At 71.0% G+C, this 23,860-nt stretch carries 15 protein-coding genes; 8 read left to right on the top strand and 7 right to left on the bottom strand.

Going from position 1 to position 23,860, the window contains the following annotated elements:
- Positions 1 to 48: 48 nt before the first annotated feature.
- Positions 49 to 384 (top strand): YciI family protein, encoded by a 336-nt coding sequence (locus tag OG470_RS33835; protein WP_328418714.1) that lies wholly within the window; start codon positions 49 to 51, stop codon positions 382 to 384.
- A 95-nt stretch (positions 385 to 479) separates the two neighbouring features.
- On the top strand, positions 480 to 1,694 hold the full coding sequence (locus OG470_RS33830) for an RNA polymerase sigma factor (protein WP_328426755.1): 1,215 nt from the start codon (positions 480 to 482) through the stop codon (positions 1,692 to 1,694).
- A gap of 81 nt (positions 1,695 to 1,775) precedes the next feature.
- Here the strand turns inward: OG470_RS33830 and OG470_RS33825 are convergent, their stop codons facing one another.
- From OG470_RS33825 to OG470_RS33810, 4 genes are all read right to left on the bottom strand, one after another.
- Positions 1,776 to 4,628 (bottom strand): aconitate hydratase, encoded by a 2,853-nt coding sequence (locus OG470_RS33825; protein ID WP_328418713.1) that lies wholly within the window; start codon positions 4,626 to 4,628, stop codon positions 1,776 to 1,778.
- A gap of 449 nt (positions 4,629 to 5,077) precedes the next feature.
- Positions 5,078 to 5,737 (bottom strand): C39 family peptidase, encoded by a 660-nt coding sequence (locus OG470_RS33820; RefSeq protein ID WP_328418712.1) that lies wholly within the window; start codon positions 5,735 to 5,737, stop codon positions 5,078 to 5,080.
- 972 nt (positions 5,738 to 6,709) lie between these two features.
- The gene (locus OG470_RS33815; protein ID WP_328418711.1) at positions 6,710 to 7,432 is read right to left on the bottom strand and encodes a dienelactone hydrolase family protein; all 723 of its coding nucleotides are present in this window, start codon (positions 7,430 to 7,432) and stop codon (positions 6,710 to 6,712) included.
- 75 nt (positions 7,433 to 7,507) lie between these two features.
- A complete protein-coding gene (locus tag OG470_RS33810) occupies positions 7,508 to 7,696 on the bottom strand; it encodes a hypothetical protein (RefSeq protein WP_328426863.1) in 189 nt (62 codons plus the stop codon).
- A 19-nt stretch (positions 7,697 to 7,715) separates the two neighbouring features.
- On the opposite strand from OG470_RS33810, the gene OG470_RS33805 reads away from it, so the two are divergent.
- From OG470_RS33805 to pulA, 5 genes are all read left to right on the top strand, one after another.
- Positions 7,716 to 8,399 (top strand): hypothetical protein, encoded by a 684-nt coding sequence (locus tag OG470_RS33805; protein ID WP_328418710.1) that lies wholly within the window; start codon positions 7,716 to 7,718, stop codon positions 8,397 to 8,399.
- A 37-nt stretch (positions 8,400 to 8,436) separates the two neighbouring features.
- Positions 8,437 to 8,826: a hypothetical protein gene (locus OG470_RS33800; RefSeq protein ID WP_328418709.1), complete on the top strand. Its 390-nt coding sequence runs from the start codon at positions 8,437 to 8,439 to the stop codon at positions 8,824 to 8,826.
- Between the two features lie 141 nt (positions 8,827 to 8,967).
- Positions 8,968 to 9,645 (top strand): cellulose binding domain-containing protein, encoded by a 678-nt coding sequence (locus OG470_RS33795; protein ID WP_328418708.1) that lies wholly within the window; start codon positions 8,968 to 8,970, stop codon positions 9,643 to 9,645.
- Between the two features lie 99 nt (positions 9,646 to 9,744).
- Positions 9,745 to 10,419, top strand: coding sequence for a cellulose binding domain-containing protein (locus OG470_RS33790; RefSeq protein ID WP_328418707.1), 675 nt, complete (start codon positions 9,745 to 9,747; stop codon positions 10,417 to 10,419).
- Between the two features lie 130 nt (positions 10,420 to 10,549).
- Positions 10,550 to 16,051, top strand: coding sequence for a pullulanase-type alpha-1,6-glucosidase (gene pulA / locus OG470_RS33785; RefSeq protein WP_328418706.1), 5,502 nt, complete (start codon positions 10,550 to 10,552; stop codon positions 16,049 to 16,051).
- Between the two features lie 78 nt (positions 16,052 to 16,129).
- On the opposite strand, the gene OG470_RS33780 is transcribed toward pulA, so the two are convergent.
- The gene (locus OG470_RS33780) at positions 16,130 to 18,349 is read right to left on the bottom strand and encodes a hypothetical protein (protein WP_328418705.1); all 2,220 of its coding nucleotides are present in this window, start codon (positions 18,347 to 18,349) and stop codon (positions 16,130 to 16,132) included.
- A gap of 441 nt (positions 18,350 to 18,790) precedes the next feature.
- Positions 18,791 to 20,272 (bottom strand): aminopeptidase P family protein, encoded by a 1,482-nt coding sequence (locus OG470_RS33775; RefSeq protein ID WP_328418704.1) that lies wholly within the window; start codon positions 20,270 to 20,272, stop codon positions 18,791 to 18,793.
- A gap of 133 nt (positions 20,273 to 20,405) precedes the next feature.
- On the opposite strand from OG470_RS33775, the gene asnB reads away from it, so the two are divergent.
- Positions 20,406 to 22,367 carry an asparagine synthase (glutamine-hydrolyzing) gene (gene asnB / locus OG470_RS33770; protein ID WP_328418703.1) on the top strand — a complete coding sequence of 654 codons (1,962 nt, stop codon included), beginning with the start codon at positions 20,406 to 20,408 and terminating at the stop codon, positions 22,365 to 22,367.
- Between the two features lie 115 nt (positions 22,368 to 22,482).
- On the opposite strand, the gene OG470_RS33765 is transcribed toward asnB, so the two are convergent.
- Entirely contained in the window at positions 22,483 to 23,589 is a 1,107-nt protein-coding gene (locus OG470_RS33765; protein ID WP_328418702.1) for a lytic polysaccharide monooxygenase, read from the bottom strand.
- Between the last annotated feature and the right edge of the window lie 271 nt (positions 23,590 to 23,860).

Genomic DNA, 23,860 nt, shown 5'->3' with positions numbered 1-23,860 from the left:
GCCGTTCGTCATGCTGGCGATACCCGGACACACCCAGGGAGCGCCCAGATGAAGTACATGATGTTCGTCTGCACCGACACCGAGCCGGACACCGACCCGACCGACGTACCGGACATCCACGCGTGGGTAGCCGAGAACGATGCCCGTGGTCGCCGCCTCCAAGGCAACGAACTGGCGCCGACCACCGCGGCCACCACGGTCCGGGTGCGCGGCGGTGAACTGCTCGTCTCCGAGGGACCGTTCGCCGAGACCACGGAGGTGATCGTGGGCTTCGACCTGCTCGACTGTGCCGACCTGGACGAGGCGATCGAGGTGGCGCGCACCCACCCGATGGCCCGCCACGGCCGGCTGGAACTGCGCCCGCTCATCGACCTCTCCGCCTAGCCAGGTGAAGGGATCGGAAGCGACGGCCGGTGACCGGATCGGAAGCGCCGACCGGTGAGCGGCACGTGAGCGCCGGCCGGGCGACCGGCACGGGGGTGGTCGCGGCGGCGGACGCCGTCGCGGCCGCCAGCGCCGAGGCGTACCCCCGGATCGTCGCGACTCTGATCCGGGTGACCGGGGACTGGGCGCTGGCCGAGGACTGCGCCCAGGAGGCGCTGACCGTCGCCCTGGAGCGCTGGCCCGGCGACGGCGTGCCGGCCAACCCGGGCGGCTGGCTGATGACGGTGGCCCGCAACCGGGCGGTCGACGTGCTGCGTCGGGCCGCCGTCGAGCGCCGCAAGCTGCACGACCTGGCGGTGCTCACGCCGGCCGATGGGCAGCCCGAGCCGAGCGTGGGCGGGGACGTGGTGGACGACCGGCTGAAACTGATCTTCACCTGCTGCCATCCGGCGCTCGCGATCGAGGCCCGAGTGGCGTTGACGCTGCGCACGGTCTGCGGCGTGCCGACCGCCGCCATCGCCCGACTCCTCCTGGTCAGCGAGTCGACGATGACCCGACGGCTGACCCGGGCCCGGACCCGCATCGCGCAGGCCGGCATCCCGTACCGGGTGCCGGACGGGCCGGCGCTGGCCGAGCGGCTGCCCGGCGTGCTCGCCGTGCTGTACCTGCTCTTCACCCGGGGTTACGAAGCCGACGGCGAGCCGGCCTTCGCCGACGAGGCGATCCGGCTGGCCCGGCTGCTCGACCGGCTGATGCCGGAGCAGTCCGAGGTGGCCGCGCTGCTGGCGCTGTTCCTGCTCCAGCACTCCCGCCGGGACGCCCGCCGCGACGCCGCCGGCAACCTGCTCACCCTCGATCGGCAGGACCGCCGCCGGTGGGACCACACCGCGATCGCCGAAGGGCTCGGCGCGCTGGCCCGGGTACGCCACGACGGGCCGTACGCGTGGCAGGCGCGGATCGCCGCCTGCCACGCCACCGCCGGTTCCGCCGAGGCCACCGACTGGCCGGCGATCGCGCGGGCCTACGACGCGCTAGCCGGGATCCGGCCCTCGCCGGTGGTCGCGCTGAACCGCGCGGTGGCGCACGGCTACGCGTACGGCCCGGCTGTCGGGTTGACGGTGCTCGACGCGGCCCGTGCCGGGGGTGGCCTGGACGACCACCCGCTGGCCGTCGCCGTGGAGGCCGACCTGGTGGCTCGGCAGGGCGACCGGCTGCACGCCGCCACCCTGTTCCGGCGGGCCGCGGCGGCGGTGGGCTCCGCCGCCGAGCGCCGAGCCCTGCTGAGCCGGGCCGTCGAGATCGCACCATAGCCCGCCGCGCCGCGCGGGCTCGGAACGCGGCAGGGCCCCTGCCCGCTCGCGGCGGTCAGGGGCCCTGGTGACGTCGGTACGTCAGTTGGCGATCATGCGGCGCAGCACGTACTGCAGGATGCCGCCGTGCCGGTAGTAGTCCGCCTCGCCCGGGGTGTCGATCCGGACCACCGCGTCGAACTCGACGCCGGTGTCCGTGGTCACCGTCACCGTGCGCGGGACCTCGCCGTCGTTGAGCGCGGTCACCCCGGTGATGGTGAACGTCTCGGTGCCGGTGAGGCCGAGCGACTCGGCGGTGGTGTCCAGCGGGAACTGCAGCGGCAGCACGCCCATGCCGATCAGGTTGGAGCGGTGGATCCGCTCGTAGGACTCGGCGATGACCGCCCGGACGCCCAGCAGCATGGTGCCCTTGGCCGCCCAGTCCCGCGACGAACCCGAGCCGTACTCCTTGCCGGCCAGCACGACCAGCGGGATGCCGGCCTCCTGGTAGGCCACCGAGGCGTCGTAGATCGAGGTCTGCTCGCTGGTGAGGTGGTTGACGGTGAAGCCGCCCTCCACCCCGGGCACCAACTGGTTGCGCAGCCGGATGTTGGCGAAGGTGCCCCGGATCATCACCTCGTGGTTGCCCCGGCGGGAGCCGTACGAGTTGAACTCGTGGCGCGGCACGCCGTGCTCGGCGAGGTACTGCCCGGCCGGGGAGTCGGCCTTGATCGAGCCGGCCGGCGAGATGTGGTCGGTGGTCACCGAGTCACCCAGCTTGGCCAGCACCCGCGCGCCGGAGATGTCGACGACCTGCTGCGGCTCGCGCTGCATGCCCTCGAAGTACGGGGGCTTACGCACGTAGGTGGAGTCGTTCTCCCAGGCGAAGGTGTCGCCGGTCGGGGTGGGCAGCGACTGCCACCGCTCGTCGCCGGCGAAGACGTCGGCGTACGCGGCGCTGAACCCGGTGGCGCCGATCGCCTGGGCGATGACGTCCTGGATCTCGGCGCTGTTCGGCCAGATCTCGCGCAGGAAGACCGGGTTGCCCTCGGTGTCCTCGCCGATCGGCTCGTTGGCGAGGTCGATGTCCATCGTGCCGGCGAGCGCGTACGCGACCACCAGCGGCGGGGACGCCAGGTAGTTCATCTTGACGTCCGGGTTGATCCGGCCCTCGAAGTTCCGGTTGCCGGACAGCACCGAGACGACGGCGAGGTCCTTCTCGTTGACCGCGGCGGACACCTCCTCCGGCAGCGGGCCGGAGTTGCCGATGCAGGTGGTGCAGCCGTAGCCGACCAGGTTGAAGCCGAGCTTGTCCAGGTACGGGGTGAGACCGGCCCGCTCGTAGTAGTCCATGACGACCTTGGAGCCGGGCGCCAGCGTGGTCTTGACCCACGGCTTGCGGGTCAGGCCCTTCTCCACCGCGTTGCGAGCCAGCAGCGCGGCGCCGATCATCACCTGCGGGTTGGAGGTGTTGGTGCAGGAGGTGATCGCGGCGATCACCACGGCACCGTGGTCCAGCTCGTACTCGACGCCGTCGGCGCCGGTGACCCGGACCGGGTCGGTGGCCCGCCCGCCGGAGCCGACCGCCGCCGTCTCCAGGTCGCGCGGCTCGTCGGCCGGGTCGCTGAACTCGTTGGCCGGCGGGTCGCTGGCCGGGAAGGACTCGGCGCTGGCCTCGTCGGCGGGACCGTTGGCGCCGATCGGCAGCTGCTCGCGGGCCACGCCCGGCTTGAGGTCGCGCTCGCCGGCGGAGTCGTCGGCGACGTAGTCGGTCAGCGCCGAGCGGAACAGCGTCTTGGCGGAGCCCAGCGGCACCCGGTCCTGCGGGCGCTTCGGGCCGGCCAGGGACGGCTCGATGGTGCTCAGGTCGAGCTCCAGGCGCTCGGAGTACTCCGGCTCGGCCTCCGGGTCGTGCCAGAGGCCCTGCTCCTTGGCGTACGCCTCGACGAGCGCGACCTGCGCGGCGTCCCGGCCGGTCAGCTCCAGGTAGCGGACCGTCTCGGCGTCGATCGGGAAGATCGCCACGGTGGAGCCGTACTCGGGGGACATGTTGCCGATGGTGGCGCGGTTGGCCAGCGGCACGGCGCTCACACCGGGGCCGTAGAACTCGACGAACTTGCCGACCACGCCGTGCTTGCGCAGCATCTCGGTGATGGTGAGCACCAGGTCGGTGGCAGTGGTGCCGGCCGGCATCTCGCCGTGCAGCTTGAAGCCCACCACGCGGGGGATCAGCATGCTGACCGGCTGCCCGAGCATGGCGGCCTCGGCCTCAATGCCGCCGACGCCCCAGCCCAGCACGCCCAGGCCGTTGACCATCGTGGTGTGCGAGTCGGTGCCGACCACGGTGTCCGGGTACGCCTGGCCGTTGCGCTCCATGATCGTGCGGGCCAGGTACTCGATGTTGACCTGGTGCACGATGCCGGTGCCCGGCGGGACGACCTTGAACTCGTTGAACGCGGTCTGGCCCCAGCGCAGGAACTGGTAGCGCTCCTTGTTGCGCTCGTACTCCAGCTCGACGTTGCGCTCGAAGGCGTCCGCGCGGCCGAACAGGTCGGCGATCACCGAGTGGTCGATGACCAGCTCGGCCGGGGCGAGGGGGTTGACCTTGGTGGCGTCACCGCCCAGGTCGCGCACCGCCTCGCGCATGGTGGCCAGGTCGACCACGCAGGGCACGCCGGTGAAGTCCTGCATCAGCACCCGCGCGGGGGTGAACTGGATCTCCACGCTCGGGGCCGCGGTGGAATCCCACCCGCCGAGCTGGCGGATGTGGTCGGCGGTGATGTTCGCGCCGTCCTCGGTCCGCAGCAGGTTTTCCAGCAGGATCTTCAGGCTGTACGGCAGCCGGTCGTGGCCGTCCACCTTGTCAATCCGGAAAATCTCGTAGCTCGCGTCTCCGACGCGTAGCTGGGTCTTCGCACCGAAGGTGTCGAGGCTCGCCACGTCGTACTCCTTCACACCAGCGACCGTGAGTAGTCCTGAGCAGTGTGTCGCACCGGCCGGGGTGCCGCCGAGGTTAGGTGACACTTACCGCCGATTCCGCTCTCAACAAAACCGTACGTCCGTCTTGCTAGATATGCAACCCAGCGCCGACCCCTTCGGCACTGGCCTTACCCCTAGCCTCCTAGGACGCCCTGCCGAGCGTGCCTCAGGCCACGCGAGCTGGATCCGCACCGCTGGGCCGGTTCCTGCTGGCCACGCGGCCGGCGGCTGGGCTGGGCTGGTTCTTGGGGTGCTCGCCGTTTCGCCAGTAGCTGGTGGCTCCGCCGACGGGCCCGTCGGTTCGCGGCGGCCGAGCCGATGCCGGACGCCGACCCGGTCCGCGCCGGCAGAAGACCCTGACCCGAACGACGACGAAGGGCCGGACCCCGGTAGGGGTCCGGCCCTTCGTTGTTGGTTGCTGGGTGTCAGCTGGTGGCGTAGCCGCGGGTGGCGATCCAGTCGGCGAGGTGCTCGACGGTGACCTCGTAGGAGGCCTGGTTCGGGTCGGCGGAGTCGGCGATCTTGACGATGTTGCCGTTGTCGCGGTAGCCGACGACGCTGATGTAGTGCCCACCCTCGAAGGAGTGGCTGGTGCCGTCGACGTCGACGCTGGTGCCGGCGATGTTCGCCACCACAGCCCGACCGTCATCGACGGTCTTCACGACGTCGGCGCGCAGCTTGTCGGTCTGCTTGCCGTCAGCGGCGGGGGTGCTGATCTCGACGCTGCGGTAGGCGTCGTTCTTACCGGTTTCCTTGTTCAGCACCGGGGTGATGTCGTTGATGGAGTTGGTGCCGGCCTCGGTGGTGCCCATTTCCTTGGCCATGGCGTCAACGCTGATGTCCTTACCCTGCACGGACAGGGCGTTGCGGGCGGCGGCGGGGCCGCAGTAGTAGAAGTTCGGCTGCGCCTCGTAGCGCACACCCAACTGACGCTCACCCGACGACTTCCGATCGGACTGGGTCTGGCTGGCGGGCTTGGCATCGGATGCGGCGTAGGCGGCGGTGACGGGGCCGGCGATCGCGCCGCCGGTGAAGGCGAGTCCAGCAGCGGTCAGAGCGGTCTTACGAATCAGATCGGTACGCATGATGGCGTGCTCCTCTGCATCGGGGGTGCACGCGGCAGGGGGGTGCCGCGTCAAGGAAGTTCAAGAAGGGGGGAACGGTCCGGCGATCCGGGGGGACCTGCTCGGGGTTCCGGGGATGTAACCGTGCCGGCCGGTCGGGTGTTCCCGGCGGCTGGCGGCTGGCTACAGGGGGATGTAACCGGGGCGGCCGGTCGGGTGTTCCCGGCGGCTGCCGCGCACCGGGCCAGGGGGCCATGGTCGCATGCCAGGTATAACGACCCGGGCCGGCCCCCGATTCCACGCTGAGGGTGGCCCCGACCACGGGACGGCCCACCCCAAACGGGACGACACCCCAGCCCGCCACGGGCCGACAACCCATTCCGGCCTGTCCGCCACACAACCGGGACCCACCGGCGGTCTACCCCGAGCGCGTCACACCCGATCGGGCTCGCATCCCGAACCGGACACCACACCCACGTGGCCGCCCATGTCAACCGGGCGTCGAGCCAGGCACTCTCCGGGAAAACGCTGCCTCCCACGTCACGCCCGCGTGCCGCGCCCCGCGTCACGCCCTTGGCACCCGTCACCCGTCACGCCTGCGGCCCGCGGCCTGCGTCACGCCCGCGGCCTCACCTCACCCATCACCCCGGCCCTCGCGGGCGGTGAGCCCGGCTGGGAGACCGGCAGTCGGGCGGGTCGACGGCGGGGGACACCCGCACGTTTGAGCGTGATACCTGAGAGTCATATTGATACCTCACAGTCATCACGCTCAAAAGCACGCACCCGCCCGCCGAGCGGCGGCCTCCTAGGTCTGCGCACTTTCCGGGAAGGTGTGGCCTCGGCGTGCCGCGCGCGTATGACGGTGGCCTGCGCGTGTGACGCCGCGTGAACGGGGCGCCATATGACGTGGGGTGGGGCGCTGGACGAAAACGGGACCCGTGCACGCGGCGCGGTCCGGCAGCTCAGCGCGCGTGACGCGCTTAAATGCGCGGGTCAGCCCACGTCGAGCAGGTCCAGGACGGCGTCGCGGGCGGCCAGGACGGCCGCCTCGGACTGCGGGGTGTGGTCGAGGATGTCGAAGCTGTGCTGCCCGTCGGGAACCTCGATCACCCGGACCGGCCGGCCGTGTGTGGTTGCCGCCGCGAGGAACGCCTCGATACCCGCCAGGACCGGAGGTATGTCCCGCCCCGCCCGGGTCAGCACCAGCGGGACACCCGCGCCGGAGCCGAGCGCCTCGACGGGCAGGAACCTCGCGTCGATCTCCCAGCCGGGCAGCGGGATGAGCAGCGGGTAGGTCAGCGCGATCCCGCGCAGCCACGGCGGCGCGATGCGCAGCCAGTCGGCGGAGAAGAGGCCCCCGCCGGAGAAGAACCAGAGCACCACCCGGTCGGGGTCGACCCGGGGGTCGGCGCGAACCTGCTCGATCATCCCGGCGATGTCGTCCGCCGTGGCGGGCAGCGCCGACAGGTCGGCCACCTGGTAGCTGACCAGCGCGGCGACCAGGCCGCGCTCGGCGAGCAGCGCGCCGTAGCCGCGGTAGAGCATCCAGTCGCGGGGATCGGGCACGCCCGGGGGCAGCGGGGCGCCGTGCACCAGGACGACGGCGGGCGCGGGACCGGCACCGGCGGGCAGGTGCAGATCGACGTTGCCGTGCCGTTCGACGGGCGCGGCGGGCGTGGACAGGACGAAGGGTCGCTGCGCGACGGGCGTCGTCATGCCCCGATGGTAGCGATCATGGGCCTACCCAACTGCCCCGTCGACCGTCCACGGGGGAGCGTCGGGGGCGGAGGGTCAGGCGGGGTCGGCGGGCTTCGCGGCGTCGCCGGCCTGGGCGTGCCGCTCCAGCAGTCGCTGCCGGATCTCCTCGGGGGTGTACGCGCGCCGGCGCCGTTCGGCCCGCGCGATGACCACGCCGGAGGCCGCGACCCCGGCGAGGCCGGCCAGCCCGAGGACCTTCCACCACCGCATCCGTTGCCGCATCGGCCTAGGGTAGACCCTCATGAGCATCAGCCTGGATGAGGCGGTCGAGTTGACCCGCACCGGCGACGTGTGGGTGTTCCGGGGCCGCAGCGTGCCGGACCGGGCGATCCAGTTCACCACCAACAGCCCGGTCAACCACGTCGGGATGGCGGTGGTGCTGGACGACATGCCGCCGCTGATGTGGCACGCGGAGCTGGGCAGATCGTTGCCGGATCTGTGGTCGGGCACCCACCAGCGCGGAGTGCAGCTGCACGACCTGCGGGACGCGGTCTGTGTCTGGGCCAACCGGTACGGCCAGCGGGCCTGGCTGCGGCAGCTCGACCCGCCGGCGGACGGGGAGATGGAGCGGGCGGTGCTGCGGACGATCGCGCGGCTGGACGGCACGCCGTTCCCGTCCACCGCCCAGCTGGCCTGGCGGTGGGTGCGGGGTCGGGTGCCGGCGCTGCCGCGTCCCGGCCGGCTCGCACCGCCGCCGGCGCCGGTCACGCCGTCGGGTGGGTCGGCGGGGGCGCGGGACCGGGCGCTGGAGACGGCGTACTGCGCCGAGGTGGTGGCGGTGACCTACGAGGCGATGGGGCTGCTGCCCGGCGGCCGGCGTCCGAACTGGTACGACCCGGGGCGGTTCTGGAGCGGGGACGACCTGGGTCTGGCCGGCGGCGCCGGGCTGGGTGCGGAGATCGAGGTCCTGGTTCCGCCGCGTTGAGGTTTGGCCAGCCCGGTGACCGGCAATTGGTGTCGCCGTGAGCGCCTCCACCGACCTCGACACGCTGGCCGACTTCTTCGACCGGTACGGCGTGGCGTTGACCTGCGGCGACGTGCCGGCCATCGTCAGGTGTTACGCCCTGCCCGGGTTGGTGGTGGCCGACACCTACAGCTTCTCGTTCACCTCACCGGCGAGGGTGGCGCTGTCCTTCGTGGGCGCGGCACCCGACTACCAGGACCGGGAGTTGGTTGCGGCGCATGCCCGGATCGGGGATGTACAGCCGGTGTCCGCGCTGCTGACGATGGTGGCGGTGGAGTGGGAGTTCCTGGACAGCCAGGGGCTCGCGGTGCCGGGGGAGCGGTACCGATACCTGCTGCGCACCACGGGTGAGGGGCCGGCCATCTGCACGGTCATCCGGACGGCCTGACCGAGACGACCGGGACCGTCCGCGCGGGCCGGCCGTTTTCCGGTCCGGGCCGGCCGGTCGGTTCGATCCTTACTCGCCCGATTTCCGGTCTGGCCGGTGCTGGCTACGCTGGCGCCTCGGCGGGGGACGAGGGGAGACCTGGTGGCGGTGCGGCCGGACAGTGCGGGAGATGCGCGGACTGCGACCCGGGTGCTGGCTTCGGTGCCGTGGATCGTGGTGCTGCTCGGCGTCTGCGTGCTGGTGGTGCTGCTGGTGGTCGCGCTGCTGTCGTTCCGTACCCGGGAGCGGGAGGGCGCGCCCGTGGCGGCGCCGCCGGTGTTCCTGCCGACGGTGCCGGCCGCTGCGTCGTCCGGCGGGGGGCCGACGCCTGGTGCGGAGCGGCGCTCGGCGTCGCCGCGGCCGTCGCGCAGCACCAGGACGCCGTCGCCGCGGGTCACCACCAGCTCGCCTGCTCCCGGCCGGACGAGCGCCCCGGCGGTGCCGCTGGGTCCGGCGGGTGACACGGTCACTGCCCGGTACCAGGTCGGTACGGATGGCTGGGACGGGACCGCGGCGGTGCTGTCGATCACCAACGGGTCGAGTCGGTCGGTGGACTGGCGGGTGGAGTTGGCGTTCGACGACGACATGCGGGTCCTGCGGGTCAGCGACGACTCGGGGATCTCGGTGTCGGCGCGCGGGGACGGCGAGTTCGTGTTGCGGGGGACCCGTTCACTGGACCCGGGCGACACTCGGACGCTGCGGTTGCGGGTCGGCTGGGACGACTCGGCGGAGCGGCCGGTCCGGTGCACGGTCAACGGGGCCGACTGCCAGCTCGGCTGACCTGGTGCCCGGTTCGGTGGGGCAGGGCGGGTGTTGTCGGCGTTTCCAGGCCTGGCCGCCGATCGCTACGCTGCCCGGACGGCCCGCTGAGGGAGGTACATGTCCGGCATGCGTCGCGCCCCGCGACCGTCCCACGGTCCGGTCGCCATCACGTCGTCGCCCTGGATAGTGGTGTGCGTCGGCGTCGTCGTGATGGTGGTGCTGCTCTTCGTGGTCCTGGGCGCGTACCGGGGGCGTAGTCCGGCGCCGGACGACGTGTCGGCGCCGACGCTGCCATTGCCGCAGACGCCGGTCCCGCCCACCGGCCCGGCTCCGACGTCGTCGGCGCGGCCGTTGCTGCCCGGGCTGTCGCCGCGCGCGACCGGGCTGCCGCCGAGCCTCGCGGCCGGGTCACGAGCGCCGACGGTCAGCCCGTCGGCCGGGCCGAGGTCGACGACGCGGGCACCGGATCGGCCGCCGGCGGTGAGTGGCCGGTACCGGGTGGTGCAGAGCTTCGACGGCGGTTTCATCGGCGAGGTGCTGATCGCCAACGCGACCGGCGAGGACCGGGGGTGGACGGTGCGGCTGGATTTCTCGGGTGGGCGACTGGTGACCACCTGGGTGGAGGGCGTGCCACAGGGGACGGTGCGGCAGACCGACGGCGCCGACTTCACGTACGTCAGTGGGGTGGACGTGCCGGCTGGCGCTTCGGTGGCGTTGCGGTTCCACCTGGAACGGGCGTCCACCCGTCCGCAGGGGTGCACGGTCGACGGGGTGCGCTGCACGGGGTTCTGATCTGGACGGTCGCCGGCTGGCGCCTGCTTTCGCAAGGATGCTGCTTTGTTGCGACTGTGTTTGCAAGGTATTGCAGAATGTTTCGGCGAGGGTTAGCGTGCGGCCAATCAGCGACCAGAGGAAGGCGTCGATGAAACCCCCGCCGATACCGCGCACCGCCCTGCTGGCCCTCGTCTCCCTGCTCACCCTCACCCTCGTCGGCACCCCGGACGCCGTGCACCAGCTCGGCGGCGAGGCGGACCCCCGGCCGTCCGGCACCGACCCGCTGGCCGCCGCCGGCGCGGTCCAGTGGCGCGACGAGCCCACCGCCGAGGTGCTGCTCGACGCGGGCAGCGACACCGCCCGCGCCGAGCAGTTCTACTTCGTCCTGCCGGACCGGTTCGCCAACGGCGATCCGCGCAACGACCGGGGCGGCCTCGCCGGTGACCGGCTGCGGACCGGCCTCGACCCGACCGACAAGGGCTTCTACCACGGCGGCGACCTCAGGGGCGTCATCGACAAGCTGGACTACATCCAGGGGATGGGCACCACGGCCATCTGGCTCGCCCCGATCTTCAAGAACCGGCCGGTGCAGAGCAAGGGCGACGACATCTCGGCCGGCTACCACGGCTACTGGATCACGGACTTCACCCAGGTGGACCCGCACTTCGGTACGAATGAGGAGATGAAGCGGCTGGTCAAGCTCGCCCACCAGCGCGGTATCAAGATCTACCTCGATGTGATCGTCAACCACACGGCCGACGTGATCAAGTACGCCGAGGACAGGTACGCCTACGTGGACAAGGCCACCTCGCCGTACACCGACGCGCAGGGGCGGGCGTTCGAGGACCGCAACTACGCCGACGGCAGCCGCGCCTTCCCGCCGGTGAACCAGGCGTCGGCGCCGTACACACCGGTCTTTCCCGACCCGGGTGACGCCACCGTCAAGGTGCCGGCCTGGCTGAACGACGCGACGATGTACCACAACCGGGGCGACTCCACCTTCGCCGGCGAGAACAGCGAGTACGGCGACTTCTCCGGCCTCGACGACCTGTGGACCGAGCGACCCGAGGTGGTCCAGGGTCTGACCAAGGCGTACGGGGACTGGATCGGCGCGACCGGCGTCGACGGGTTCCGGCTGGACACCGTCAAGCACGTCAACATGGACTTCTGGCCGCAGTTCAGCAAGGGCATCGAGCGGGCCGCCGAGAAGGCCGGCAAGAAGGACTTCTTCATGTTCGGCGAGGTGTACAGCGCCGACCCGGAGATCAGCTCCAGCTACGTCCGGCAGGGTGGCCTGCCGGCCACCATCGACTTCGCCTTCCAGGAGGCCGCGCGTGGCTACACCGCCGGCGCCGGCTCGGCGAAGGCACTGGCCGACGTGTACGCCCGCGACGACCTCTACGCCGCCCGGGACACCGACGCCGGACGGCTGACCACCTTCCTCGGCAACCACGACATGGGCCGGATCGGCTCGTTCATCGCTGGCGGCGGCACCGCCCCGGCGAGCCACCTTCGCCGCGACCAGTTGGCCCACCAGCTGATGTTCCTCACCCGCGGTCAGCCGGTGATCTACTCCGGCGACGAGCAGGGCTTCACCGGCCCCGGCGGGGACAAGGACGCCCGGCAGGACATGTTCGCCTCGAAGGTCACCGACTACCTCGACGACGACCTGCTCGGCACCGACCGCACCCACGCCAGTGACCAGTTCGACCCCACCCACCCGCTGTACCGGACCATCGCCGAGCTGGGCCGGCTGCGTCAGGCGCACCCGGCGCTGCGCGACGGCGTGCAGGTCACCAGGTACGCCGCCGACGGGCCGGGCGTCTTCGCCGCCTCCCGGGTCGCCCCCGCCGACCGCATCGAGTACGTGGTGGCGGTGAACAACGCCGACTCCGCGCAGACTGTCACCGTGGACACCTGGTCGGCCGGCGCCACGTTCACCGGCATCTACGGTTCGTCCGGTGCCGCCACGGCGGGTGCCGACGGCAAGCTGACCGTGACCGTGCCGCCGCTGTCGGCGGTGGTGCACCGGTCCGGTACGGCCATCGCGCAGCCGGCCGGCAAACCGACCGTCACCATCACCACCCCCGCCCCGGACGCGCTGGTGGCCACCCGGGCCGCGGTCACCGCCAAGGTGACCGGTGACCCGCTGGCCACCGTCACCGTCGCGGCCCGCGTCGCCGGTGGCCGGTGGACGCTGCTGGGCAGCGCCGACCACGCGCCGTACACCGTGCAGCACGACCTGACCGGGCTGGCCGGCGGAACGTCGGTGGAGTACAAGGCGGTGGTCCGCGACGGGCGGGGCCGCACCGCGACCGCCCGGTCCACCGCCATCGTCGGCACGCCCGAGCAGGGCGGGTCCCGGGAGTGGGCGGTGGTGCACTACCAGCGCCCCGCCGGCGGGTACGACGACTGGGGCCTGTACGCCTGGGGCGACATCGACCCGGCGTACGTCACCGAGTGGCCGAAGGGGCAGCCGTTCGCCGGGGAGGACTCCTACGGCCGGTTCGCCTGGGTGAAGCTCAAGCCGGGTGCGAAGTCCGTGGGTTTCGTGGTGGTCGACAGGAACGGCACCAAGGACGTCGGCGCGGACCGCAGCATCGACGTCACGCAGACCGGTGAGGTCTGGCTCAAGCAGGGCGACCCGGCGATCTACCCAGCCCGGCAGGCGGCCACCGGTGAACCGGCGCCGCCGGTCGAGGAGGGCACCGCGGTGATCCACTACCGGCGGGCCGACGGCAACTACGACGGCTGGGGCCTGCACCTGTGGGACGGAGCGGCCAACCCGACCGAGTGGTCGACGCCGGTCCCGCCGACCTCCACCGACGCGTTCGGCGCGGTGTTCCGGGTGCCGCTGGCGGCCGGGGCCACCGGGCTGAGTTACATCATCCACCAGGGCGACACCAAGGACCTGCCGGGCGACCAGCGGCTCGACTTCGCCAGCGCGGGCCGGGAGGTGTGGCTGCTCGCCGCCACCCCGGGCCGGCTGCTGCCGTCGACCGCGACCAGCGCCAGCGGGGACACCGACATCAGCCAGCAGAAGGCGCACTGGATCGACCGGTCCACCGTGGCCTGGCAGACCGGGCCGACTGACGGCAGGACGTACGCGCTGGTCGCCGCGCCGACCGGCGGGGTGAGTGTGGTCGACGGGGAGCTGACCGGGACGTACACCACGCTGCCGCTGCGGGCGCAGCGCAACGGGCTCACCGAGGCCCAGCGCACCGCGTTCCCGCATCTGTGGTCGTACCGCGGCTTCAACCTGGACCGGGGGGACCTGGCCAAGGTGCCGGCGGCGCTGCGCGGGCAGTTGCTGGTCACCGAGCGCGACGCCGAGGGCGCCCTGCTTGCCGCGACCGGCGTGCAGATCCCCGGTGTGCTCGACGACGTGTACGCCGGGGCCGCCGACGCCACCCTCGGGCCGACCTTCGCCGGTCGTACGCCGAGCGTGGCGCTGTGGGCGCCGACCGCCCGGACGGTGGCGCTGCAACTGTTCGACTCGCCCACCGCGCAGCCGAAGACGGTGCCGATGCGCCGCGACGACCGCACCGGGGTCTGGTCGGCGCGGGGCAGCCATGCCTGGATCGGGAAGTACTACCGGTACCAGGTGCAGGCGTGGCAGCCGGCGGCGCAGCAGGTGGTCACCGCGTCGGTGACCGACCCGTACTCGGTGGCTCTGGCGGCGGACTCCACGCACAGCCAGTTGGTCGACCTGAACGACCCGTCGCTGGCACCGGCGGGCTGGCGGACGCTGCGCAAGCCGGCCCCGGTGCCGGCGGCGAAGGCGCAGGTCTCCGAGCTGTCGGTGCGGGACTTCTCGATCGCCGATGACACCGTGCCGGCCGAGCGGCGGGGCACCTTCCTTGCCTTCACCGACCCGAAGACCGCCGGCATGACCCATCTGAAGGCGCTCGGCGACGCCGGCGTCACCCACCTGCACCTGCTGCCGGCGTTCGACTTCGCCACCATCCCCGAGAAGCGGGGCGACCAGCGCCAGCCGGCCTGTGACCTGCCGGCGCTGCCGCCCGACTCCGAGGAGCAGCAGAAGTGCGTGGCGGCGGTCGCCGAGTCCGACGGCTACAACTGGGGCTACGACCCGCTGCACTACACCGTGCCGGAGGGCGGCTACGCGGTCGACCCGGCCGGCGCGGCGCGGACCACCGAGTTTCGGCGGATGGTCGCCGGGGTGAACGACGCCGGCCTGCGGGTGGTCATGGACGTGGTCTACAACCACACGTCGGCGGCCGGCACCGACGCGAAGTCGGTGCTCGACCAGGTGGTGCCCGGCTACTACCACCGGCTGCTGGAGGACGGCACGGTGGCCAACTCCACCTGCTGCGCCAACACCGCGCCGGAGCACGCCATGATGGGCAAGCTGGTCGTCGACTCGCTGGTCACCTGGGCCCGGCAGTACAAGGTGGACGGCTTCCGGTTCGACCTGATGGGTCACCACCCGAAGGCGAACATCCTGGCCGTGCGTAAGGCACTGGACCGACTGACCGTCGCCCGCGACGGGGTGGACGGCAGGTCGATCCTGCTCTACGGCGAGGGCTGGAACTTCGGCGAGGTCGCCAACGACGCCCGGTTCGTGCAGGCCACCCAGGCCAACATGGCCGGCACCGGTATCGGCACCTTCAACGACCGGCTGCGTGACGCGGTGCGCGGCGGCGGGCCGTTCGACGCCAACCCGCGGGCGCAGGGCTTCGCCTCCGGGCTCTACACCGACCCGAACGGCGATGCGGTCAACGGGTCACCGGCCGAGCAGAAGGCCCGGCTGCTGCACGCCCACGATCTGATCAAGGTGGGGCTCACCGGCAACCTGCGCGGGTACCGGTTCACGGATTCCGCCGGACGGCAGGTCACCGGCGCGCAGGTGGACTACAACGGCTCACCGGCCGGCTACACCGCCGCGCCGGGGGAGGCGGTCACCTACGTCGACGCGCACGACAACGAGATCCTGTACGACGCGTTGGCGTACAAGCTGCCGCAGGCCACCGCAGCGGTGGACCGCTCCCGGATGCAGGTGCTGGCGCTGGGCACGGTGGTGCTGGGGCAGGGCACCGGCTTCGTCACCGCCGGCACCGGGCGGCTGCGGTCGAAGTCGCTGGACCGCAACTCGTACAACTCCGGTGACTGGTTCAACCAGATCCGCTGGGACTGCACGCGGGGCAACGGGTTCGGCGCCGGCCTGCCGCCGGCGCCTGACAACCAGGACAAGTGGTCGTACGCGCGGCCGCTGCTCGCCGATGCGGCGCTGGTGCCAGGCTGCGCGGCGATCGACACGACCGACGCCCGGTACGCCGAGCTGCTGAAGATCCGCGAGTCCTCGCCGGTCTTCGGGCTGGGCAGCGCCGACGAGGTGCAACGGCGGCTGGCGTTCCCGCTGTCCGGCACCGCAGAGACGCCCGGCGTGCTCACCATGACGTTGGACGGCCGTGGCCTGGATACGCGGTGGGCCTCCGTCACGGTGGTCTTCAACGGCACTCCGGAGGCTGCTACGCAGCGGCTGTCCGGGTTGCGCGGGGCGGACGTGACGCTGCACCCGGTGCTGCGTACCTCGGCCGACCCGGTGCTGCGGACCGCCTCGTTCGACGCGACGACCGGCACGTTCACCGTGCCGGCGCGGAGCGTCGCGGTGTTCGTACAGCCCTAGTTCGCACGGGTCGACCCCCTGCCACCTCCGGTGGCAGGGGGTCGACCTTTTTCCGTCGCTGTTCCGCTGTCGCGTTGCTCAGTTGAAGCAGTCCTCGACGGTGTTGGCGCAGTTGGTGGGGTCGTTGTCGGTGACGGTGGAGTCGTCGTCGAGCTTGACCTTGCCATCGTTGTTGAAGATGCCGCCGGCGATCCCCTTGTGGTCCTTGCCCTTGTCCTTCTCGTTGCCGTTGTCGGCCTTGTTCTTGGTGACCTTGGTGTTGGTCAGGGTCACCTTGCCTTCGTTGTTGTAGATGCCGCCGCCGTTCTTGCCGGCGAAGTTCTCCTTGATCTTGTCGTCACGCAGGACCAGGGTGGCCGAGTCGTCCTCGTGGTCCTTGTTGGACCAGGAGCCCTGCCAGGCGGCCGGGCCGGTCATGCCGCCGCCGTTGTGCTTGTCCTCGAAGGGCTCGCCGTTGAAGAAGCCTCCACCGAAGCGGTTCGCGCTGTTCTCGAAGATCTCGCTGTCGGTGACGGTGGCCGTGCCACGCTTCTCCTCGTCCTTGCCCTTGGACTTGCCGTGGTTCTTCTCGTCGCTGCTGACGTTGTAGACGCCGCCGCCGTCCTTGTGGGCCTTGTTCTTCTCGATGGTGCTCTTCTTGACCGTCAGGACGGTGTCGACAGCGGCGATGCCGCCGCCGTTCTCGCCGGCGGTGTTGTTCTTGATGAAGGTCCAGCTGACCTCGACGAAGCCGTCGTTGCTGAACAGGCCGCCGCCGTTCTTCTTGGCGGTGTTGCCCTCGATCAGGGTCTTCTCGATCGTGACGGTGCCGGCCTTGCCGTCCTTGTCCTTGCCGTCCTTGCCGTAGCCGTTGGCGCCCGACTCGTACTTCTTCTCCTTGTCCTTCTCCTTGTCCTTGTCCTCGTCGCCGTGGCCGTTGGCGACGCCGCCGCCGTTCTTGCCCGCGGTGTTGTTGGTGATGCGGGACTCGGGGCCCTTGCCGTCGTGGGAGCCCGTGACGTCGAGGACGCCGGCGTTGAAGATGGCGCCGCCGTCCTTTCCGGCGTGGTTGTTGTCGAAGGTGCTGCCCTCGGCCTCGACCCGGCCGAAGTTGGCGATGGCGCCGCCGTTGTTCTCGGCGCTGTTGAGGACGAACTTGGCGTTCACCAGGTGGGCCTCGCCGCCGCGTTCGACCAGGATGCCACCGCCGTCGCCCTCGTGCTCCTTGTCGTCCTTGCCGTCCCAGTCGGACTTGTCCTTGCCCTCCCAGTCGGACTTGTCCTTGCCGTCCCACTCGGACTTGTCCTTGCCGTCCCACTCACGCTTGTCCTCGGCCGGCTTGGTGGACGTGGCGGTGGGCTTCGCAGCGGGAGCCGCTGCGGGAGCGGCGGCCGGAGCCGCAGCCGGAGCCGCAGCGCGAGCCGCACCGGGAGCCCCACCGGGAGCCGCAGCGGGAGCCCCACCGGGGACCGCAGCCGGAGCCACAGCGGGAGCACCACCGGGGGCACCACCGGGAGCCGCAGCCGGAGCCGCAGCCGGAGCCTTGGCGGGAGCCGCTGCCGGGGCGGCGGCCGGAGCCGCAGCGGGATCGGCGAGCGGCTCCGCGACCGGAGCCCCGCCCCCGGTCCCGTTCTGGTTGCTGGGGACCGCCTTCTTCGGCGGCGGCTTGGGCTTGTCGTGCTTGTCTTCCTTGCCGTCCTTCTCGTACTTGCGGTCTTCGCCGGCGGCGCCGTTGCGGATCGTGACGTCCTTCAGGGTCAGGTCACCGCCGTTGGCTACGCGGAAGATCCGGAAGCCCTCCTCGGCTTCCCGCTTGATCGTCGCGCCGTTGCCCTCGATGGTGATTTCCTGCTTGATCGTCGGCAGGCCCGCCTCGGACTTCTTGTCGTGCTGGTCGAGCTCGTAGGTGCAGTCCTTGGCCAGCTTCAGGGTGCCGCCGTCGTCGCGGTTGGCCAGGTCGAGGGCCTCGACGAGGGCATCGTCGTCGCACTCCACCTCCCGGACGCGATCGCGGTCGTCCTTGTCCTTGTCGTCCTTGTCCTTGTCGTCCTTGCCCTCGTGGTCCTTGCCCTTGTCGTCCTTGCCCTTGTCGTCCTTGGCCGCGTCCTTGCCGTCGTCGCTGACCAGCTGGGAGGTCGACCACTTGACGTCATTCAGTCGGTGTCCGCCGGTTACCCCGGTTGTGGCGTAGGCGACGCCCGCGAGGCTGACCGCTCCCGTGAGGCCCGCAACGCCGGTGACAAGCCAGAGCCGGCGGCGGCGGAACGGCGAGTTCTTCTCGCCTGTCGCGTCATCGCTATTGCGAAGGTATTTGGACATCGGAGCTCTCTGCCCTCTCCTTGTACCCAGACAAGGTCGCTTCGCCGTGGCGAGGCGGCCTTCGCTACAAATCGGTTGTAGCTGCTGAACAACACCGTATGGGAGAGTTCTTCACTATGCGGGCGAATCCGAAGAAACCCCACATTGGGCATGCCCGGCGCGGACGGCAGGAGTGGGGACGCCCAGGGCCCCTGGGCATGACCGGTGCTGAGAACGCGACCGGTGGCGGAAAGCTCACGGATGCCGCCAGGCCGTGGCTGGTGGCGGAAAGCTCGCGGGGACGCCGCGGAGGATCAACGGTGATGGTCGGACACACTCATCCCGTACGGCGCGGTAGCGGCAAGATCAGCCCAAGACGCCGGCGGGCCCCGCCGCCGGAGTCTCACGACGAATACGTCGCAGACGCCGGCGGCGGGGCCCGCCGTTGTTGTACGTGCGAGGTCAGACCGGCAGGCGCGGGCCCGCCTCGCGCTGCTCGGCCAGCCAGGTCTCCACCTCGTCCGCGGTGCGCGGCAGGCCGGCCGACAGGTTCACCGCGCCGGTCGCGGTGACCAGCACGTCGTCCTCGATGCGCACGCCGATGCCGCGCAGCTCGGCGGGGACCAGCTCGTCCTCCGGCTGGAAGTACAGCCCCGGCTCGACGGTGAGCACGTAGCCCTCGCCCAGCGTGCCGTCGCGGTAGTTCTCCTTGCGGGCGTTCGAGCAGTCGTGCACGTCGATGCCGAGCATGTGGCCGAAGCCGTGCAGCGTCCACCGCCGGTAGACCGAGGACTTCTCGTCCATCGCCTCGTCCACGCTCACCGGCAGCAGGCCCAGCTCGGCCAGGCCCTCGGCGAGCACCCGCATGCAGGTCAGGTGGACGTCCTTGAACTTCACCCCGGGCCGGATGGCCTCGATCCCGGCCTGCTGCGAGGCGTACACGATGTCGTAGACCTGGCGTTGCAGGGCGGTGAACCGACCGCTCACCGGCAGCACCCGGGTCACGTCGGCGGTGTAGAGGTTGCGCCCCTCGACACCCATGTCCATCAGCAGCAGGTCACCCGGTCGAGTGGCGCCGTGGTTGTGCACCCAGTGCAGGATCGTGGCGTGCTCGCCAGCGCCGACGATCGAGCCGTACCCGACGTCGTTGCCGTCGTGCCGGGCCCGCAGCGCGAAGATCCCCTCCAGCAGCCGCTCCGAGACCGCCCGGTCGGCCGGCAGGATCCGGGCCACGTCCTCGAAGCCACGCACCGTGGCGTCAATCGCGTCCTGGAGTTGGCCGATCTCCCACTCGTCCTTGACCAGCTTCTGCTCCGAGATGGCGATCGCCAGCTCCCGGTCGCGCGGCGGCTGCCCTTCGGCGCGGACGCCGTCGTACGGGCGTACCGCTGCGTCCACCTGCGTGTCGAAGCCGCGCAGCACCCGGGTCCGCCCCGGCGCCAGGTCGGCCAGCGTCGCCTCCAGGCCGGTCAGGTCGGCGGTGGGCAGGCCCAGCTCGGTGGACTTCTCGCTGAGCGTGTGCCGCCGGCCCACCCACAGCTCGCCGTGCCGGCTGCGGAAGAACTCGTCGGTCTCCCGGGACGAGCGGGGCCGCATGTACAGGGTGGCGTCGTGCCCCGAGCCGTTCGGGCGCAGCACCAGCACGCTGTCCGGGTCGTGGTCGCCGGTCAGGTAGACGAAGTCACTGCCCGGCCGGAACGGATACCCGGTGTCGTTGGCCCGGACCTTCTCGGGGCCGGTCGGGATCACCAGCGTCTCGCCGGGGAAGGCCGCCGACAGCGCGGCCCGCCGCTTGGCGTAGTTGGGGGCCTCCTGCCGGGGCGCGACCGGGAGCGCGGTGTCCCGCCAGCCCTGCCGCATGAAGGACAGGAACGCCTCCGGGAAGTCCGGATCATGCGATTCCGTACCGTTCGTCGGCGTTCCGTCGGTGCGTCCCTCGGTCATTGCGCCGCTCCCTCCGCTTCGTTGCTGGTCCAGACCGTATCGCGCGCCCGGTTCCCGATGGTGCCGGCCAGGGGGGCTCTGGATCAACGGACGGCTGCGACGGGCCGATGGCGCGCGTGGAAAGATGTCCACCATGTGCGGACTCCTGGCCTTCTTCAGCGCGAACGGTAACGCCGCCGCGCACCGCGACCACATCGCCGGAGCGTTGGAATGCCTGCACCACCGCGGCCCCGACGAGACAGGGGTCGAGGTGGTCGGCGACGCCTCCGGCCGATACGCGGACGGAGTGTTCGCCCACAAGCGGCTCGCCATCATCGACGTCGCGTCGAGTCACGAGCCGCTGCCCTACGCGAACGGCCGTTACCTGCTCACCTTCAACGGTGAGATCTACAACTACATCGAGCTGCGCGACGAACTGGTCCGGAACTTCGGCGCCCAGTTCGCCACCGCCGGTGACGGCGAGGTGATCGTCGCCGGCTACCACTTCTGGGGCGAGCAGGTGCTCACCCGGCTGCGCGGCATGTTCGCCTTCGTCATCTGGGACCGGCAGGAACGGCGCGCGTTCGGCGCCCGCGACTACTTCGGCATCAAGCCGATGCACTACCTGGAGACAGCCGACGGGCTGTACCTGGCCTCGGAGAAGAAGGCGCTGCTGCCGTTCGCGCACAGCAACTACCAGGGCGACGCGGGCGTCGACGCGGCCAACCTCAGCCACTACCTGACCCTGCAGTACGTCCCCGAGCCCGGCACGCTGCACAAGGGCGTCAACCGGATCGGCTCCGGGGAGTACCTGACCTGGACCCCGGGCGGGCGGATCGACGTACGCCGCTGGTACCGGCCAGTGTTCCGGCCGGCGCCGGTCGACGACGAGCAGAAGCTCTACCACGAGATCCGGGAGACGCTGCGGGAGAGCGTGCGCATGCACATGCGCTCCGACGTGCCGGTCGGTTCGTTCCTGTCCAGCGGCATCGACTCCACCGCGGTGGTCGCGCTGGCCCGGGAGTTCAACCCGAACATCCTGACCTTCACCGTCGGGTACGACGTACCGGGGTATTCGGAGATCGACGTCGCGCAGGAGTCGGCCCGGCACCTGGACGTCACCACCATCCCCACCAAGATCGGTCCGCAGGACATGATCGACGCGCTGCCGAAGATCGTCTGGCACCTGGACGACCCGGTGGCCGACCCGGCGCTGGTGCCGCTGTACTTCGTGGCCAAGAAGGCCGCCGAGCACGTCACCGTGGTGCTCTCCGGTGAGGGCGCCGACGAGTTCTTCGGCGGTTACACGATCTACCGCGAGCCACTGTCGCTCGGCACCGTCAACGGCCTGCCCGGTGGGGTGCAGAAGGGGCTCCGCGCGGTCTCCAAGGCGATCCCGCAGGGGGTCAAGGGCAAGAGCTTCCTGGAGCGCGGCACAACCCCGATCGAGGAGCGCTACTACGGCAACGCCCGGATGTTCACCGAGGAGGAGAAGCAGCACCTGATGCGCCGCTACGACCCCTCGGTGCGCTACACCGACGTGACGGCGCCGATCTACGCCGAGTGCACCGAGCTGGACGACGTCACCAAGATGCAGTACGTCGACCTCTACACCTGGCTGCGCGGGGACATCCTGGTCAAGGCCGACCGGATCTCGATGTCCCACTCGCTGGAGGTACGGGTGCCGTTCCTCGACCGCGAGGTGTTCGACGTGGCGGCGAAGATCCCGGTGGACCTCAAGCTGCCGCCGCGCTCGGACGCCACCAAGTACGCGATGCGCCAGGCGTTGCAGGGCGTCGTCCCGCCGGCCATCGTCAACCGCAAGAAGCTGGGCTTCCCGACCCCCACCCGGGTCTGGCTGCGCGGCGAGATGTACGAGTGGGCCCGGCATGTGCTGAGCACCTCGGGCGCCGGCGACCTGCTCGACCTGTCGTACGCGCTGCGGCTGCTGGACGAGCACAAGCGGGAGGAGGCCGACCACTCCCGCAAGGTGTGGACCGTGCTGATCTTCTGCATCTGGCACGCCATCTTCGTGGCCAAGACCCTCGACCCCGGCATCCAGCGCAACCAGTCCGCCCTGCTGACCAAACCGGTGGTCGGCTCCATGGTCCGCTGACCCCGCTGCCCGCCCCGACCCTGTTGATCAAGAGGTTTGCGTCACCGGAACGCCTCCGGATGACGCAAACCTCTTGATCATTTCGGGGTGGGGTTGGACGGGGGCGGGGTTGGGTTTAGCGGCGGGCGCAGGTGACTGTTGGCAGGGTGTTGGTGCCGGTGGTGCTGGCCAGGAAGCCGAAGCTGGTGGTGCCCTCCGGCGCGACCGTGCCGTTGTACGAGACGTTGCTCGCCGTCACCGACGAACCGGACGAACTCTGGGTGGCGTTCCAGATCTGACTGATCGACTGCCCGCTGGGCCACGTCCAGCTCGCGGTCCAGCCGGCGAACGGCGTACTGCCGTGGTTCATGATCATGACTTCGCCCTGGAAGCCGCCCTGCCAGGCGCTGACGACCTTGTAGACCGCCATGCAGTCACCGCCGTGCGGCGGTGGGGTGGTCGGGGTGGGGGTTGGCGGGGGAGTCGTCGGGTTCGGCGGTGGGGTGGTCGGGGTGGGGGTCGGCGGGGGAGTGCCGCCCGGACCCACGCCGGTCACCTGGCCGTTGCCGCCGTCGAAGGTCACGTCGGAGCAGCCGAAGAAGTTCTCCTGCGAGTCCGAGCGCACCCAACGGGAGTAGATGATGTGCCGGCCGCTCTTGCCCGACGGCAGGTTTCCGCTGAAGTAGTAGTGCCCCTCGTTGGTGCCGACCCCGCCGCGCTGCGGCGGGTTGGTCACCGTCAGGAACGGCTCCTCCAGGTCGCCCCACGCCAGCGGCCGGTTCGGGCTCCAACTGTCCTTGGTCACGTAGAAGTAGAAGGTGCCCGGGTGGTGCGCCCAGTTGCTGTACCGGAAGTCCAGCCGCGCCCCCGAGGTCAGGTGGGTCAACGGCCAGTCGGTACGGGCCAGGTCGTAGCCGCTGTAGCCGGAGTTTCCGCCGCTGCACAGCTGCCCGTCCGGGATGAAGCCGACGGTCCGGCCGCCGGCGTCGGAGCGCAGCACGCTGAACCAGTTGTAGAGCGAGTTCGCCCCGCTCTGCGCCACGGCGGCGGAGCACGCGGGGTTGTTCGGCCTGATCTCACCGGTCTGGCTCAGGCCGTCCTGCCAACACAGGAAGGTACGGCTGCCGGGGGTCATCGCCGCACCGTGCGCGGCGGCGGGCTCCGGGCTGGAGGTCAGGGCGACGGCGCCCAGGGCGAGGGTCACGGCCGCGATGAGCAACGCGGCCGTACGGGATCGTTTCACGGGTTCTCCTGACTCGCGAGGCGCGCCGCCCGAGCCGCCCCGCCGCAATCGGGTGGGTGTGGCCTGGTCGCCCCGCTGCGGTGAGCGGGTGCGACGGTCACGGCGATGTGCCTCGGCAGGAAAATGGCCGGTGGACACGTGCCGTCAACGGTCCCTGTCGTGGACCGGCGCCCTCGCGTCAAACGAACCCGGCAACCGGCGGCGCGGCAGCCCTCGCACCGCCCGGTATGCGTCATCCCACCACGCCGCCCGGCCGCAGCGCAATAGCCGA

The sequence above is a fragment of the Micromonospora sp. NBC_00389 genome (assembly GCF_036059255.1).
Lineage (GTDB): Bacteria > Actinomycetota > Actinomycetes > Mycobacteriales > Micromonosporaceae > Micromonospora.
This window is presented reverse-complemented; position numbering and strand designations above follow the sequence as displayed.

Excerpts from the sequence above, each read along its gene's own strand:
- OG470_RS33835 (WP_328418714.1), top strand. The coding sequence starts at position 49 with ATGAAGTACATGATGTTCGTCTGCACCGACACCGAGCCGGACACCGAC.
- OG470_RS33820 (WP_328418712.1), bottom strand. The coding sequence starts at position 5,737 with ATGCGTACCGATCTGATTCGTAAGACCGCTCTGACCGCTGCTGGACTC.
- OG470_RS33815 (WP_328418711.1), bottom strand. The coding sequence starts at position 7,432 with ATGACGACGCCCGTCGCGCAGCGACCCTTCGTCCTGTCCACGCCCGCC.
- OG470_RS33810 (WP_328426863.1), bottom strand. The coding sequence starts at position 7,696 with ATGCGGCAACGGATGCGGTGGTGGAAGGTCCTCGGGCTGGCCGGCCTC.
- OG470_RS33805 (WP_328418710.1), top strand. The coding sequence starts at position 7,716 with ATGAGCATCAGCCTGGATGAGGCGGTCGAGTTGACCCGCACCGGCGAC.
- OG470_RS33790 (WP_328418707.1), top strand. The coding sequence starts at position 9,745 with ATGTCCGGCATGCGTCGCGCCCCGCGACCGTCCCACGGTCCGGTCGCC.
- pulA (WP_328418706.1), top strand. The coding sequence starts at position 10,550 with ATGAAACCCCCGCCGATACCGCGCACCGCCCTGCTGGCCCTCGTCTCC.
- OG470_RS33780 (WP_328418705.1), bottom strand. The coding sequence starts at position 18,349 with ATGTCCAAATACCTTCGCAATAGCGATGACGCGACAGGCGAGAAGAAC.
- OG470_RS33775 (WP_328418704.1), bottom strand. The coding sequence starts at position 20,272 with ATGACCGAGGGACGCACCGACGGAACGCCGACGAACGGTACGGAATCG.
- asnB (WP_328418703.1), top strand. The coding sequence starts at position 20,406 with ATGTGCGGACTCCTGGCCTTCTTCAGCGCGAACGGTAACGCCGCCGCG.